This window comes from Terrimonas pollutisoli (assembly GCF_029360765.1).
Lineage (GTDB): Bacteria > Bacteroidota > Bacteroidia > Chitinophagales > Chitinophagaceae > Terrimonas_B > Terrimonas_B pollutisoli.
On the sequence record NZ_JARKNA010000001.1, the window covers coordinates 678,072 to 694,396 of the forward strand.

The 16,325-nt window shown below is 40.8% G+C and carries 11 protein-coding genes; 4 read left to right on the forward strand and 7 right to left on the reverse strand.

Translation table 11 applies throughout. The features are described from left to right. Positions 1-31 precede the first annotated feature (31 nt). The 3 genes from P2W73_RS02685 to P2W73_RS02695 all read left to right on the forward strand — a co-directional run bounded on the left by P2W73_RS02685 (position 32) and on the right by P2W73_RS02695 (position 3,749). Positions 32-1,393 (forward strand): flavin monoamine oxidase family protein, encoded by a 1,362-nt coding sequence (locus tag P2W73_RS02685; protein WP_276500439.1) that lies wholly within the window; start codon positions 32-34, stop codon positions 1,391-1,393. Positions 1,394-1,784: 391 nt separating this feature from the next. Next, the gene (locus P2W73_RS02690) at positions 1,785-2,177 is read left to right on the forward strand and encodes a hypothetical protein (protein ID WP_276500440.1); all 393 of its coding nucleotides are present in this window, start codon (positions 1,785-1,787) and stop codon (positions 2,175-2,177) included. An 18-nt stretch (positions 2,178-2,195) separates the two neighbouring features. Next, a complete protein-coding gene (locus P2W73_RS02695) occupies positions 2,196-3,749 on the forward strand; it encodes a GMC oxidoreductase (protein WP_276500441.1) in 1,554 nt (517 codons plus the stop codon). A gap of 20 nt (positions 3,750-3,769) precedes the next feature. Here P2W73_RS02695 and pbpC read toward each other — a convergent pair whose 3' ends face one another. Then, complete coding sequence (gene pbpC / locus P2W73_RS02700) at positions 3,770-6,091, reverse strand: penicillin-binding protein 1C (protein WP_276500442.1); 2,322 nt, start codon at positions 6,089-6,091, stop codon at positions 3,770-3,772. Between the two features lie 325 nt (positions 6,092-6,416). Here pbpC and P2W73_RS02705 point away from each other — a divergent pair, with 325 nt between their 5' ends. Beyond that, a complete protein-coding gene (locus P2W73_RS02705; protein WP_276500443.1) occupies positions 6,417-11,822 on the forward strand; it encodes an alpha-2-macroglobulin family protein in 5,406 nt (1,801 codons plus the stop codon). 68 nt (positions 11,823-11,890) lie between these two features. Here P2W73_RS02705 and P2W73_RS02710 read toward each other — a convergent pair whose 3' ends face one another. From P2W73_RS02710 to rpsF, 6 genes are all read right to left on the reverse strand, one after another. After that, positions 11,891-12,712 carry a universal stress protein gene (locus P2W73_RS02710; RefSeq protein ID WP_276500444.1) on the reverse strand — a complete coding sequence of 274 codons (822 nt, stop codon included), beginning with the start codon at positions 12,710-12,712 and terminating at the stop codon, positions 11,891-11,893. A gap of 35 nt (positions 12,713-12,747) precedes the next feature. Then, positions 12,748-14,124 (reverse strand): glycosyltransferase, encoded by a 1,377-nt coding sequence (locus tag P2W73_RS02715; protein WP_276500445.1) that lies wholly within the window; start codon positions 14,122-14,124, stop codon positions 12,748-12,750. 289 nt (positions 14,125-14,413) lie between these two features. Then, the gene (gene rbp / locus P2W73_RS02720) at positions 14,414-14,812 is read right to left on the reverse strand and encodes an RNA-binding regulator (protein ID WP_276500446.1); all 399 of its coding nucleotides are present in this window, start codon (positions 14,810-14,812) and stop codon (positions 14,414-14,416) included. Between the two features lie 280 nt (positions 14,813-15,092). Next, complete coding sequence (gene rplI, locus P2W73_RS02725) at positions 15,093-15,539, reverse strand: 50S ribosomal protein L9 (RefSeq protein ID WP_276500447.1); 447 nt, start codon at positions 15,537-15,539, stop codon at positions 15,093-15,095. An 82-nt stretch (positions 15,540-15,621) separates the two neighbouring features. Further along, complete coding sequence (gene rpsR, locus P2W73_RS02730; RefSeq protein ID WP_276500448.1) at positions 15,622-15,885, reverse strand: 30S ribosomal protein S18; 264 nt, start codon at positions 15,883-15,885, stop codon at positions 15,622-15,624. A gap of 3 nt (positions 15,886-15,888) precedes the next feature. Next, complete coding sequence (rpsF, locus tag P2W73_RS02735; protein WP_276500449.1) at positions 15,889-16,245, reverse strand: 30S ribosomal protein S6; 357 nt, start codon at positions 16,243-16,245, stop codon at positions 15,889-15,891. Between the last annotated feature and the right edge of the window lie 80 nt (positions 16,246-16,325).

The following is a 16,325-nucleotide window of genomic DNA, read 5'->3' on the forward strand; positions in this document are numbered from 1 at the left end:
AATCAGGAACTTAGGCTGCAACCAAAATTATATGCTTTCACGCAGGGAATTTATCAAAAGGTCAACGCTGGCAGCGGGCGGCGTTTTAATTGCATCCTCTTCATTTGGCAATTTTAGTATCGGCAAAAAGCCAAAAGTTATTATTATAGGAGCGGGGTTTGCCGGTTTGTCGGCTGCTTATTATTTATATAAGAAAAATATTGAGTTTATAATCCTGGAGGCAAGAAATCGTATCGGTGGCCGGGTATTTTCTCATACTATCGATCCACAGGAAAATCTTGTAATTGAGTTGGGTGCAGAATGGGTAGGTAATTCACATACCCGCTTACAAAACCTCTGTAATGAGTTTGGACTGGAGCTACAAAACAATCAATTTGAATCACACCTGATTTACAAGGGTAAGTATTATAAAAACAATGAGTGGAGCTACAGTGATGAATGGAAGAAAAAATTTGAGTCCATTATCAAGGGCTATGAAAAACTGACTAAGGCAGATAAGATAAAATTGGATAAGATAGATTGGTGGCGGTTCCTTGTAAATAATGGTTGTGAAGGAAGAGACCTGGAATTAAGAGAATTATTGGACAGCACGGATTTTGGCGAAACGATCCGGAGCGTATCTGCTTTTGCGGCTTTAGCTGAATACGCTGAAAGCAGTGAAAAAAACGAAATGGATTTGAAAATAAAGGGCGGTAACAGCCAGCTTGCAAATGCTATCGCTGAAAAGATAGGAATGGATAAAATAAAATTGCAACATAAAGTAAAGCGGGTGAAGCAAGACTCTAAAGGAGGTGTAGAGGTTTTTTGCGAAAGCGGTGAATCCTTTAAAGCTGACAGGATCATTTGTACAGTTCCAACTTTTTCGGCCAGGCGTATTAAATGGGAGCCGGGTTTGCCTGCAGACCAGGTGGATGCAATGAATGAATTACAATATGCCCGTATTAATAAAAATCCTTTGCTGTTTAAAGAGCGGTTCTGGAAAGACGAGAGTTTCGATATGGTCACTGATCAAACGCCTCATTATTTTTATCATGCCACCAAAAATCAGCCTTCAGTAAAAGGAGTTTTGATTTCTTATACCATTGGCGAAAAGGCTGCTGTTGTTGCTAACCAGTCTGACGAATGGAAAGCTGAGATGATACAGCAAACATTGCAACCTCACTTTGGTGATGTAAAAAGCTTGCTGGAAAAGCAAGCTAATTATTATTGGGGTGACGATGAATTCTCCCGGGGAGCTTATGCTATTTATGGCAAAGGCCAGTGGTTCAGGTTGGGCCCGATACTAAGGCGTTCTCATATTCATACGCATTTTGCGGGGGAACACCTGGCCGATTGGCAGGGTTTTATGGAAGGTGCTATCAATACAGGCGAATTTGCAGCGGCAAAAATTTAAAGGCAGTAATGAGACTACTTTAGTTGTTAGCCGGCTAATAACCTTAGCGAATGGTGTTAAACTGAAAATTGGAATAAAATAAAATTTTCATGACCTTAGTCAATTGAGCGGTTAAACTTAATCAGGCGACGAAACTATTTTTTTAAACAACTTCGTGTCATTAATTAGGCAGTATTTAGTCGGTATTTTTTTAAGAAATCCAGCTTTACAAAATGCTATGAAACCTTATTACACCTGTGGTAGGGATATATCCGGCAGTTATCCGGCCTAAACGGATAGCTGCTTACAAGCAGGTAGTATTGAATACTTTTTCTAAAATACTTACCTTAAATGTAGCTTCCAATAATCAATATCCTTGCACAGCAAAATGTGCTAACTTTTTTACTTAATTATGAAGCGACGCACCTTCATCTTAATGACCCTGGCAGCTACTGCGGCGGTTACATGCCCGATAGTACATAATAAGGCCAGCCATAATCCAGCAAAAGATCCACTAGCATGGCCTGAAGATCTTGGGAAATTAACGGACCAAAACACGATTCGTGAAATAGGTCTTTACTATAAAAAGCTACTTCCGTCAAAATATAAGGAGGAAAAATTAAGACGGATATTATTATCCGATTTCAATGGTACACAATTGACGCCAACAGATGATTTTGGGCTGAAGGAGTGGCTTAAGAGAAAGATACGCCATGATTTTTTGACGTTCAACATGATTACTGTAAATGGATGGGTGATTTCAAGTACAGAGTTTCGTCAATGCGCACTTTTTTCATTACTGTAGAAATAAGTTTGGACTTTTATGCATATCGACACAAGAGAATTAGACGATGAATCGCTGATTGAAGGAGATATTTGTATTGTGGGCGCCGGGCCCGCAGGGATAACTATGGCGCTGGAATGGATCAATAGTCCTTACAAAATTATATTGCTGGAGGGAGGCGGGTTTGAATATGATGAACGAGTGCAAAACTTATACGATGGCAAGATTACCGGTCATCCTTATTATCCTATGAAATCCAGCAGGCTGCATTATTTCGGTGGTGCTTCCGGTCATTGGGGAGGAATGTGTTCCACTTTCGATGAAATAGATTTTAAAAAAAGGAATTGGGTAGATCATAGTGGTTGGCCTATCAGGCTGGGCGATTTAGAGCCTTATTACAAAAGAGCCCATCCTGTACTTGACCTGGGACCTTATCAATATGACCTGGCTTACTGGCAAAACAAATACACGTCTTTGATCCCGCTGCCATTCAATGAAAATATTATCTGGAGTAAAATGTGGCAGTTTTCTCAGCCCACACGTTTTGGTGAAAAATATAAAAATACAATTGTTAATGCGCCGAATATTCATTTATATACTTACGCAAATGTGACCATGATCCGGACCAATGACAGTGTCTCATCAATAACAGGAGTAGTGATCAAAAACTATTCGGGAAAGCAACACACGGTTAATGCGAGATATTTTATCCTGGCTTGTTGCGCTATACAAAATGCCCGTTTGCTACTGGCGTCTAATCAGCAGGCGCCTGCAGGGCTGGGCAATGCCTACGATTTAGTGGGACGGTACTTTATGGAACATCCGGAATTGAAGACGGGTGAATTATGGCTTGCTCACTCCCAGCCGCTAGAATTATATATAAGAGGTGAGTTGAGAGTGAGAGCTGAATTAGCCGTGTCTGCAAAAATGCAGGAAGCACTGAGATTGCTGAATGGCACCGCTTCTTTAATGCCTGTTTCAATATTCAGGAAAATGCAACCCGCTGTTAAAACATGGCAAGATAAAGATCCAAGGAAAAGCCTTCATTCCTTTAACGAAGATTATGGAAAAGCCTACAGGAAAAATTTATACGAATATTTCAGTTCAGAAAATACACACTGTTATGGTTTATATACAAGAATTGAGCAGGCTCCCAATCCTTCTTCCCGGGTATTGTTGAGCGTTGAAAAAGATGAATTGGGTGTGCCCCGTGCCAATCTGCATTGGGCCATGACGTCACTTGATAAATGGACTATACGGAAGGTGAACGAACTGATCGGGCAACAGGTAGGTGCTGCAGGGATCGGCCGGGTGAAATTAGCGGAATTCTTATTGGATAATAATGATGACAATATGCCTTCATTTACCAGTGGCGGCTGGCACCACATGGGTACTACAAGAATGAGTGATGATCCTCATACAGGTGTTGTCGATGCTAACTGCCGGGTACATGGGATCAGTAATCTCTTTATCGCCGGATCTTCCTGTTTTCCTACGGGCAGCGCTGTTAACCCCACACTCACGTTAGTCGCTTTATCGTTGAGGCTATCCGATCATTTAAAAGAAAGAATTAAAGAAAATGTAATCACGTAAAAGTTTTTGAGTATGTGACTTTATAAGTTCACATATTTCACTATGATCTTTATATCCCTGTTTCTGCCTTTGTCGTCCGTGCAGGATATTTTTACAGGACCTTCATTCGGAACAAAAAATTGTTTCTCGCCTGTGTTTGAACTTTTGTAAAATTTATTATCGATATACCAATACACTTTACTTACATCATTCGCAGTTTTACAAACCAGTTGCAGCGGTTCAGGGTCTTTTTTATTGATAAGATATTCCACGCCGTTTGCGGGTGAACTTATCATAGGTGCACTTCCCTTAAAGATCAATTCGCAATCCGGGTTATGAAGAGGAATTTTTAGATAGGATATTTGATGCTCTTCAAACCATGCCTGCATTTCAGGTTCGATTGATTTATACCATTTCTTTTTATAACCCGTTTCGGGAGCACAGGTTTTGCAATAGGATATTTCTTCGCCGGGGCTGATCATTATTTCCTGGCGATTACTACATTCTTTTGTAGACGAAACCAGCGGAATAAAATAATCGGTAATCAAATTGGTACAATGGGAGGAGGGAATTAACCCCGTTTCGCTGCAAACCTGTCTTATCTCGCAATCTTTGGGCTGGCTGAACCATTCTTTGTCGTTGTCATAATCAAGTGTGTTGAAGATTTTAAATAGCAATGGAGTGGCGATAGTGGCCCCGCTGAGGTCAGCGACTCCTACGCCTGAAAAATTACCCACCCAAACACCAACGGTATAGTTTTTATTATATCCAATGCTCCAGGCATCTCTCCGTCCATAGCTGGTGCCTGTTTTCCACGCTATTTTTGGCATTCGCTCCGTGGCGGTCCAATTGAGCGGGAAGTCGGGTCTGTTTACCTTTGACAGTATTTCATTGATCATATAAACTGCTGCCGGGCTTACAACTCTTGTCTTCCTGGTAATGCTGTCATCCTGCAGAAATGAAGGGACATAGTAAATGCCATCGTTCGCAAATGCAGCAAATAGTCCGGTTAGCTCTTCAAGGGTTGTGCCGCATCCTCCCAATATCATGGAGAGACCTAATTTTGGTTTGTCTTTTTGTACCTGTTTGAAATTGCAGTCTGATAGTTTTTGAATCAGCTTTTCATGTCCTAATAATTTTAAGCTTTTGACAGCGGGGATATTCAACGAATGCTCCAATGCGTATTCAGTGGTGATGTAGCCATTAAATTTTCTATCATAATTCTCAGGGGCATAGCCTTCATAATTGACAGGTACATCGGTCATTACCGTTTTAGGAGTCAGCAGACCTTCATCAAAGCACATCGCATATAGCAAAGGTTTTAAAGTGCTTCCGGGCTGACGTATGGCTTTGGCGCCGTTGACCTGCCCGCCATCTGTGGTATCAGTAAAGTCAGACGAGCCTACGTAAGAAATTATTTTGTGCGATTTATTGTCGATAATAACAACGGCGGCATTTTTTATATTTCGGAGCCTTTGAGCTCTTACATAATCTTCAACCAGCTTTTCAGTTTTTAATTGTGTATTTAGGTTAATAGTGGTTTTGTTTAAAATATTTCCTTGCTGTTTGAGTTGATAGGAAAGATGAGGCGCATAGTGCGGCACTGTTCCCCGGGTTGCAGTTAACGGTTCTGCCAGTGCATCTTCAATTTCCTTTTTTGTAAATACTTTTTCATTGGCGAATTTTTGTAACCACTTGTTTCTTTCGGCGACAACATGATCATTGTTTTTCCCAATTACCAGTGAAGAAGGCCTGTTAGGAATTATGCTGAGTGCGGTGATCTCAGCAAGCGAAAGATGATCCGGATTTTTTTTAAAATATAAAAAAGCTGCTGCTTTCACTCCTTCAATATTACCTCCATAGGGTACAAGATTGAGATAGAGTTGCAGTATTTCGTTTTTATCATATTTCCATTCCAGTTGAAGAGCCCGGAAGCTTTCCCTGATTTTATTTAAAATATTTCTTTTACCTGGATCCAGTGCTCTGGCCACCTGCATAGTGATGGTGCTGGCGCCCGAGGTTCTTTTCATCCGCAGCAGATTTTTAAAGAATGCCCTGGTAATGGCCAATGGATTTACGCCGGGATGGGAATAAAAATATTTATCTTCTTTAGCGACAATCGTCTTCCGGAGTAATGGCGATATTTCTTGAAGCTCTGTTTTCATCCGCCACTTCTCGTCTGCGGTTAGATAGACGTTGATGACTTCACCCTTGTTGTCAGTAATGACCGTTGAGTATTCTATTTTATCGGGTAATGGAAAGATCAGGTTCAACAGCAGGAATACAACAAACAATAACAGTAAGCCAATAAAAGAATATTTTAAAAGACCGAAGATTTTCTTGCTGGTAATCCTTGACTTCATTTTTGGCAGGTGCACTGTAAAGATGGATAAAATTTTTGCCCGATTTTGCTGACCGAAAGCAAATTACTTCAGTTAACAAATATTTATCGAATCAAATTTGCAAAGGCTCTGACAACTGTATTAATTTTCCATTCAAATTCTCCCCTCTCTTTATGGACTCCGAGCATCGCAAGCCAGCAAAAGATATTCCTCCCTAAATATTTTTGCCAATAAAAAAATCCGTTTAGTTTTAGCAGGTCCGTAGTTTAACGGATCTCAATGGAAGCTATTGAATAATACCGCTTCCTGCTTTATTAATCAACCAGGCCATTAACCAAATCTATATATGCGTATTCAATCATTACTTGTTCCGTTGTTAACCGGGACAATTATTTTATTAGCCTGTAGTAAAAACATTGTTAGCCTTTCTTATACTAATGCAAAAGGAGAAGTGCCCGTATTGGGCAATTTGATATTTCGGTTTAATCAAAGCATGGTAAAAGATTCTATGCTGAATGCCTGGGATTCGACAGATTATATTTCTTTTGAGCCTTCTATTAAGGGCCGGTTTAGATGGGAGAGTCCCGATCAACTGGTTTTTTCTCCCGCGCAGCCATTAAGCCCGGCTACCAGCTATAAAGCAAAGGTCAGAAATGAAGTGCTGCGTTTCAGTAAGTACAATGATGTAAAGGAAGGCGATAAAATCGAGTTTCATACTCCCGATCTGTTGCTTGATAATTCTCAGATAATATGGATAGGTGAGACAAACACTTCTGCAATTCCGCAGGTTGATTTGTATTTTAATTACCGGGTAAGCCCTGCATCTATCAAAGACAAACTAAAGGTGGAAATTGACGGAAAGACGGCTGATTTTAATATGATCACGGCTTCGCCGGATAATAAAATATCGCTGCGCATCCGGGGATTGAAAACAGAGGATAAAGATTATACTGCAAAAGTAACGATTGACAAAGGACTAAAGCCGGAGAGTGGTACAAATGGTATTGATGATGCAATTATTACGTCGTTATCCATTCCGTCGCCCTACGTGCTGACCGTGCAGAACATGGAGTCGCAACACGATGGAATGGAAGGTACCGTTGCGGTGACGACAAGCCAGCAACTGACCGGCGAAAACCTGAAGTCGCTTATTAAGTTTGAACCAGCGCTGGCATATACAGTAGAGCAATCTGAAAATGGCTTCACTATCCGAAGTGATAAATTTGATGTAGAAAAAAGTTATGTACTGACTATCGCAAAGGGATTGAGAGGAAAGATTGGCGGTGTGTTGAAAGAGGATTATTCCGGCAGTGTCGCTTTCGGAGAATTGGAAGCTAATATCAGGTTTACAAATAGCAAAGCCGTTTACCTTTCAAAGAAGGGAGGAAGAAATATCGAAGTACAGATCACGAATGTGCCAAAAGTAAAATTGGTTATTTCAAAGATATACGAGAACAATCTCCTGCTTTCGCAACGATATGGCTACTATCCGCAGGAAACGAAAGCAACCACAGCGAGTTATGACGGTGAATATGAAGGCGACTATTATGAAGATGGTGGTAGCGATGCTTTGCTTGGTGATGTAATTTATGAAAAGGAAATTGATACCCGGTCATTGCCAAAAAGTGGTGTAGGCAGGCTGCTTAATTTTTCGCAGTTTGAAGACCGGTTGCCGGATTTTAAAGGGGTGTATCATATTGTCATTCGCTCCTCAGAAGATTATTGGGTTAGAGACAGTCGCTTTGTGTCGCTGTCAGACCTGGGATTGATTGCTAAAGAGGGGCAGGATAAAATTTATGTTTTTAGTAATTCGATCAAAACAGCTTTGCCGGTTGGCAACGTGAACATTTCATTATATGCGGCCAATAACCAGCTGATAGGAACGGGAGCAACCAATGAAAAAGGAGTAGCGGAAATTGCTTATGCAAGAAAAGAGTATGCCGGATTTAGAGCTGCGATGATCATTGCAAAAACTGCGGATGATTTTAACTATCTGCCATTTAATAATACCCGGGTGAACACGTCACGGTTTGAAGTAGGAGGCAAGAGAACAAACCCTTCCGGTTTAGACGCTTTTGTTTACGCTGAAAGAGATATTTACAGGCCGGGAGAAAAAATAAATTTTGCTGTCATCATTCGGGACAGGCAATGGAAAGCACCGGGCGATATTCCGTTAAAAATGAAATTCCTGTTACCAAATGGGAAAGAGTTAAAGTCATTCCGGAAAAACCTGAATGAAGAAGGCTCAATAGAAGGAAGTATTGATATTGCGACTTCCGCTATTACCGGTGGATATACGCTGGAGGTTTATACTTCAACAGATATCCTGTTAGCTTCAAAGAGTTTTTCTGTTGAAGAGTTTGTGCCAGATCGTATCCGTGTAACTACAAAACTTGACAAAAGTTCGCTGAAGCCCGGAGAGTCGGCTGACTTATCCATCAAAGCCGTGAATTTCTTTGGCCCTCCTGCTGCCAATCGCAATTATGAAACGGAGATCCAGGTCAAACAAAAAGCCTTTGCTCCGGAAAAATTCAGGGAGTATGAGTTTAGTCTTGCCAATCAGAATAGTTTTTTTGACAAACAGGTAAAGCAAGGTAAGACTGATACCGAAGGAAATGCCGCTGAAAAATATGAAGTACCAGCCAACTACGCCAACATTGGTGTGTTGCAAACTAATTTTTACACAACTGTTTTTGATGAAACGGGCAGACCGGTAAGCCGGGCTGTTTCCGCCGATATATTTACCCAGGACGTTTTCTATGGAATAAAATATGACTGGTATTTTTATTATCCTTTGAACCAGGCAGTAAAATTTCAACTCGTTTCCGTTAGCAAAGATGGCAATGCAGTTAGTTCGACAGCCAGGGTTGAGGTAATCAAGCATGAATACCGGACGGTGTTGACAAAAAGCGGCAGTTATTTTCGATATGAGTCACAGAAAGAAGATAAGCTGATGACTGAAAGCCAGGTTGCTGTTGGCAGCAATACGGTCTATTCATACATACCAAGATCGCCGGGTGACTACGAACTACGTATTTACAGACCCGGCGCCAATAGCTATGTGAGCAGAAGTTTTTATAGCTACGGTAGCTGGGGCGGAAATAACAATTCGTTCGAAGTAAATAACGAAGGAAATATTGATATCGAACTGGATAAAAAATCTTATCTCAGTGGTGAAACGGTGACAGCATTATTTAAAACACCGTTTAGTGGTAAAATGCTTGTTACCATGGAAACGGACCATGTTCTGTCGTATGAATATGTGGATGTCAGCAATCGTTCTGCAAGTCTTGATCTTAAGCTTTCCGGCGATCATGTTCCGAATGTTTATATTACAGCTACTCTTATTAAGCCGCATGAGGTTTCAGATATCCCTTTAACGGTAGCCCACGGATTTCAAAATGTGGTTGTGGAAGAAAAGAGCAGAAAGATTCCGGTAAGTATCCAGGCGCAAAAGTCTGTTCGTTCCAGGACCCACCAGAAAGTAAAAGTAAAGGCTGCTCCAGGCAGTTATATTACATTAGCTGCTGTTGACAATGGAGTGTTGCAGGTATCTGATTTTAAGACTCCGGATCCCTACAATTATTTTTATCAGAAAAAAGCATTACAGGTTTCAGCCTATGATTTGTATCCTTTGCTGTTTGCCGAAGTGAGAGCCAAATTGAGCAGTACCGGTGGGGACGGGGAGTTAAGCATGGATAAACGGGTGAACCCCATGCCGGCAAAGCGAATAAAAGTAATGAGCTATTGGAGCGGCATAAAAAAAGCGAACGGAAGTGGTGAAGCAGAGTTTGATTTTGATATACCTCAGTTCAGCGGAGAGATAAGATTAATGGCAGTTTCCTATAAAGGACAAAGTTTTGGCGCAACTGATAACACCATGACTGTAGCAGATCCTATAGTGATCAGCACAGCCTTGCCAAGATTTTTAAGTCCGGGAGATACTGTTAGTGTCCCAGTCACGTTGAGCAACACTACTGATAAATCAGCAAGTATCACTGCTACGATTAGCACCGAAGGGCAAGTGAAACCTGTTGCCGGTAATAGTCAAAGCATCAACATTAATGCAAAGAGTGAAGGAAGAGTTTTGTTTAATGTAATAGCCAACCCTGCAATTGGTATTGCTAAAATCAGGATCCAGGTTAATGGATTGGGCGAAAAGTTTGAAGATATAACAGAAATCGCTGTTCGTCCTCCGTCCACTTTACAGAAAGTTACAGGTAGTGGTTCAATCACAGGCGGTAGTTCACAGAAGTTGAATTTAGACCTGGGCCGCTATATACCGGGGAGCGCAGATTATAGTTTAGTCGTCAGCCGTTCACCGATGCTGGAATTAGGTGAGCAACTGCGGTACCTTGTACAATATCCTTATGGATGTACAGAGCAGACTGTGTCGGCTGCTTTTCCGCAATTGTATTATAGTGATATGGCTGACTTAATGCAATTAAATAAGCAGAATAAGACGAGTGCTAATAACAACATCCTGGAAGCGATCCGGAAAATAAAGATGCGACAACTATATAGTGGTGCGGTTACGCTCTGGGATGGCGAAGGAAGAGAGGACTGGTGGACTAGTATTTATTCAGCCCACTTTTTACTGGAAGCCAAAAAGGCTGGCTTTGATGTTGACAATAGTTTATTAGAAACCATGTTGGGTTATATCAGCAATAAGCTTAAAAATAGAGAGACGATTACTTATTATTTCAACCGTACGCAGAATAAAAAAATTGCGCCTAAGGAAGTTGCGTATAGCTTGTATGTTTTGGCGCTGGCGGGACGGAGCAATGTGCCTTCAATGAATTATTACAAAGCGAAACCCGGGATACTGGCTCTCGATAGCAGGTATCTTTTGTCGGCCGCTTATGCTGTTGCGGGTGATAAAAAGGCCTTTGCCACAATGCTGCCTTCCAGTTTTGCAGGGGAGGAATCAGTGGCGCAAACGGGAGGTAGTTTTTATTCTGATGTAAGAGATGAGGCCATTGCTTTAAATGCTTTGCTCGAAGTAGACCCCGGAAATAATCAAATAGGAATCATGGCAAGACATGTGGCCGATAAGTTAAAAACCCGCAGATGGTTGAGTACACAGGAAAGGGCATTTGCCTTTCTGGCGTTGGGTAAATTGGCTAAATCTTCAAATAATTCAACCGTTATCGCTGACATAAAGGTTGATGGAAAAACTATTGCTAAAATAGATGGCGGTCAATGGCGGGGTGATAAAGCTGCTTTGAAAGGAAGTAATATAGAAGTTGTCACGAAAGGGAGTGGAAGATTGTATTATTTCTGGCAGACCGAGGGTATAAGCGCAACCGGGGATTATAAGGAAGAGGACAACTATTTAAAAGTGAGGAAGCGCTTCTTTGATCGTTTCGGCAGACCCATAACCACTAACACATTTAAGCAAAATGATCTTGTCATTGTTGGAATTACCATGGAGCGATCTTTTTCAACTTCTATTGAGAATGTTGTGATCTCTGATCTATTACCTGCAGGATTTGAAATTGAAAATCCGAGGACAAAAGATATTCCCGGTATGGATTGGATTAAAGACGCCGCTGTGCCAACGGCATTAGATGTAAGGGATGACCGGATACATTTTTTTGTCAATGCTGACTATAATAAGCAAGTCTATTACTATGCTGTTCGTGCGGTGTCACCAGGTCAGTATAAAATGGGGCCGGTTAGTGCAGATGCTATGTATAACGGCGAATATCATTCATATAATGGGGCAGGGGTGGTTCGTATTGAGCAATAAAGGAATGATTCAAAAAAGCAAAATGCCACCTTTTAGTGGCATTTTGCTTTTTTTATGATATTGCCTGGTCAACTATTGTTACTCGAAGCAACAGTTACTACCGGAATTTTAGATCCGTACGAAAGTAATTTATTGGTTAATTTATTCCATAGACCAGGGAGACAAAAATCTTTAATTGGGTTCACCATAATGAGGTCTGCATTAATCTTTCTTGAAAATTCCAAAGTGCTTTTGGCCAGGTTTTGCCCTTCCAATAAAACACATTGAACCGGTATTGTTGAAATACTTTGTACCATTTCCAGGGCCTTGTCAAGTATGCCTTTTGTAATATCGTCCGCATTCTTTCGAAGGGATACAAAGTAAACGGTAGATTTAAAAGCTCTTCCGAGTAAAGCGGCGAATCGAATTTGGCGTATAGGTATTTCACCAGATACTGGCAATACAATTTTTTTGAAATGACAAACCAGGCCGCCCGAACGAATGGCCAACACGGGAATATTTGCTTTTTTTGCCAGTCGGCTGATAGAAACAGAGGAAATAATACGATGGACGAAGTTGATTTTTGATAAACCAGTTATCACCAGGTCCATTTCGTATTGCTTTATATAATTGAGAAGTTGCTTTTGCACATTTCCCTGGAGTACACTTATTTCCACATCACCTTCGCCGCAAAGCTGATTTTTGTATAATGTCTTTACCTGCTCCAGTTTTCTGAAAACAGTTTCATTATTTATACTTCTTCCCATGAGTGAATTCGCCGGCCTATTGACATATACCAAGTGTATGTTGCAATCAAAGCTATTCGCTAATTCAATAGCTTTTGCAATAGCCCATTTATTCCTTGTGGTGAAATCGATGTGGACAAGTATGTTATAAAGTTTGTTTGCCATAAGCAGCCGGATTTGAATCTTTAAATTAAGAATTATTATGCGAATGCAAGCAAGGGTTCAAAATCTCTTGTCCTGATATTACTGTCTGCTATTTTTTCAAGCAATTCATCCCTGGTACAAAATGCCACACCTTTTCCGGCATAAGTAATCATGCATCGGTCGTCCTTACTATCGCCAACTGCTATACAGTTTTTCATACTCACATTATATTTTTCACATAAATGTTGCAATGCATTGGTTTTACAAAAAGCATGACCACAAATACTTTCCGGTGATCCAAAGAAATAAGAAGGAAGATTTACTTCACCGGTTGCTTTGCCTTCAAAAAACTCCAGTTGATGTGCCACGGAAAAATCAGCGCCGATCTGTTGTTTTATGTAATTGGTAATAAGGGTGTAGCTATGACTCAAAATACCAACTAAATAACCTTTCTCTTTGTAAGCCCCCACTACTTCTTTTATGTTATCGGCCATTTGCATGTTACTGATAACATTAAGAAGATCGTCCATTGTTTTATTTTTCAATAAGAGCCCAATGCGCTTGGTAAGTATAATCGGGTCTTTTTCATTAAAACGCAATTCGTCTAATCTTGTTTTAAAGCCAAACTCTTCGGCACATTGATCGATAAAGCGTTTTATCAGGATCGTATCGTCCATATCGAGGACGATCATTTTTTTATAAGCCGAAAGATTCTCCCGGATCACATTGTTCATTTCCCGTTGAATGGCTTCCATCGAATTTACACTCTCCTGTGTTAGCTCGTCATTGTGATGACGTTGGGCTTTGCTTAGAATCGCCCGGGAAACTTCGCCGCTCATCTTGCTAAGTGCCTGCCAAGGTTTGCTCTTATTCTCGATATAGCCAATGTTTACTTCTTTTACCCTTGCTTTCATTAAATACATATCAATTAGGATGCCTATGTCAACACCATAATCGTTGAAGAAATCAATTTTTTTGAAGAACGTTTTTTTACCTGCGATCATTCCGCTCAACGGCTGTGAAAAATGCGACAAGCCGGGAAAAATTATCGCCAGTAAGGGTTTGGCTACTAATTCTGTCACCCTGCCCGCGTTTCTCGCAAACGCACCTTTCACAAAATCAGCTTCGTCGTTGATAAGTGGGGCAGCAAGTTTAGAAATTGAGTTATCGGGATAGGGGTCTATATCGGCATCCAAAAAAATAATAAACTCATTAGTCGCCACTTCAATCCCTTCCCTCATCGAAATGCCTTTTCCCCGAGCAGCGCTTATGACAATTTTTGCTCCTGCCTCTTTAGCTACGGAAACCGTTTCGTCTTCAGAACGGTCATCTACCACTATTACTTCAGAAACTCCTGGCTCTGAAAAACAAAACCTTACCACCTGGCCAATAGTTTTTTCCTCATTTAAAGCGGGGATAATAACAGATAGCATGGTTTAATTCCTTTTTTTGATGTAAAAATGCTATTGCCTGATACAGTGCGTCAGGCAATTTTATTAAATGCGACTCCCGGTATAAGTCAAAGATTAGGCCTGAAATCTAAATCGCTGAAACAGATTGAATGCGACTACAGACGATATATCGGAAGGTAGGGATATTACCAGAAAAGCAGTTCATTTTAATGTTTAAGAATTGATTACAATTTTCCATTCAACTTATAATAAATAAAAAAAAAGTCTGGCATTGCCAGACTTTAAGGATCTATACTATAATTCGGTTGCATTAATAGTCGTTACCATATCCACCACGGTCACGATTGTAACCGCCGCCACCGCCTTTGTTATAACCGCCGCCGCCGCCTTTTTTAAAGCCGCCGCCACCGCCGCCGTTGCCAAAGCTTCTTTTCTTGAAGCCACCACCGCCACCGCCAGAGCCTTCTGGTTTAGGACGGCTTTCATTAACTACAATGTTACGGCCATCAACTTCGCTGCCGTTGAGTGCTGCAATGGCAGCTTGGGCCTGGTCGTCATTCGGCATTTCTACGAAACCAAAGCCTTTGCTGCGGTTGGTAAATTTGTCGTTAACGATTTTGGCTGAAGTTACTTCACCATGTGCGGCAAAGAGGTTAGAAAGATCCTGATCTTTCAAATTCCAACTAAGGTTTCCTACGTAAATGTTCATTTTGAGAAATTTAAAAAATAAAAAAAGTGCTAACAGTAAACAGTAACCGATGAACATTCTACGTTTATTTCGAAACGTTCAGGACTTATAAAACTGTAAAGAACACCAAGACCATACAAAATAACGGATTTTTTTTTGACATTCTGGTAAATATTATTTATAACATCCAGAATTTCATAAAGCTTTGGTAATGAAAGGCGACAAATACCGTTAAAATTAAAGCCCTCCGGCCAGCCGGAGGGCTTTAATTTATCATTTAAAAGAAATTTTAGGTTTGGCTTTATTCAGCTCCAACCTCAAATTCAACTTCTGTTGAATGACCGTTGCCGAAATCGATTGATGCTTTATAAGAACCAAGTTCTTTTACTTCATCAACAATACTTATTTTTCTGCGGTCAATCTCGTAGCCTTTTTGTTCGCGAATCGCACGGCTTAATTGCAATGACGTTACACTACCGAAAATCTTTCCACTGGTACCCGTTTTAGCGCCCAGTTTAATTGGAGATTCTTTCAGTTTTGCAATTACACTGTTTATTTCAGCCAGCATTTTCGCTTCTTTTTTGGCTACTTGTTTCAGCTTTTCTTCCAGTTGCTTGCGGTTGCCCGGATTGCTCTCAATAGCCAATTGGCGAGGGAACAGGAAGTTGCGGGCATAACCATTCTTTACTTTTACTACCTCATTGGCAGCACCCAGGTTGTCAACATCCTGGATTAATATTACATCCATTTTTTTCTTTTTGTTCACCATTACCCAGTCTTGATTATGATCAGACTGTCTTTTCTGCTGTTAGCGGAAAGTTAGGGTGAGGTTATTTTAAAAGGTCTGTTACATAAGGCAATAATGCCATCTGGCGAGCTTTTTTAATCGCATCTGATACTTTACGCTGATATTTCAGGCTGTTACCAGTCAAGCGACGAGGTAATAATTTACCCTGCTCGTTCAGGAATTTTTTCAGGAACTCTATATCCTTATAATCGATATAGTGCATGCCGTACTTTTTGAAACGGCAGAATTTTTTTACCCTTTTGTCGCTTTTGATAGCGGTCAGGTATTTAATTTCATTTTTTGCCATGTCTTAAGCCTCCACTACTTTTTCAGTTCCTGTTTTTACACCACTTCTCTTTTTAGCGTTGTACTCGACGGCGTATTTATCGAGTTTAGTACAAAGGTGACGCAGGACAGCCTCGTCACGCAGAAGCTGGATCTTCAGCTTCTCATTGAAGTCGGATGGCGCAGTGTATTCCAAAACCCAATAAAGACCGGTAGTCTTTTTCTGGATTGGATACGCCAGTGATTTTAGTCCCCATGCGTTTTCAGCTACAATAGAGCCACCGTTTTCGGTAACCAGCGCTGCAAACTTTTTTTGTTCTGCTTTGAATTCATCATCGCTCAGAACAGGGGTAAAAATCACCATCAATTCGTAATTGTTCATTTACCTGTGTTTGTGATTTAAAATTTGTTTATCCCGGTGCTTTTGGCTACGGGGCGGCAAAGATAAGTATTTGAAGGTAG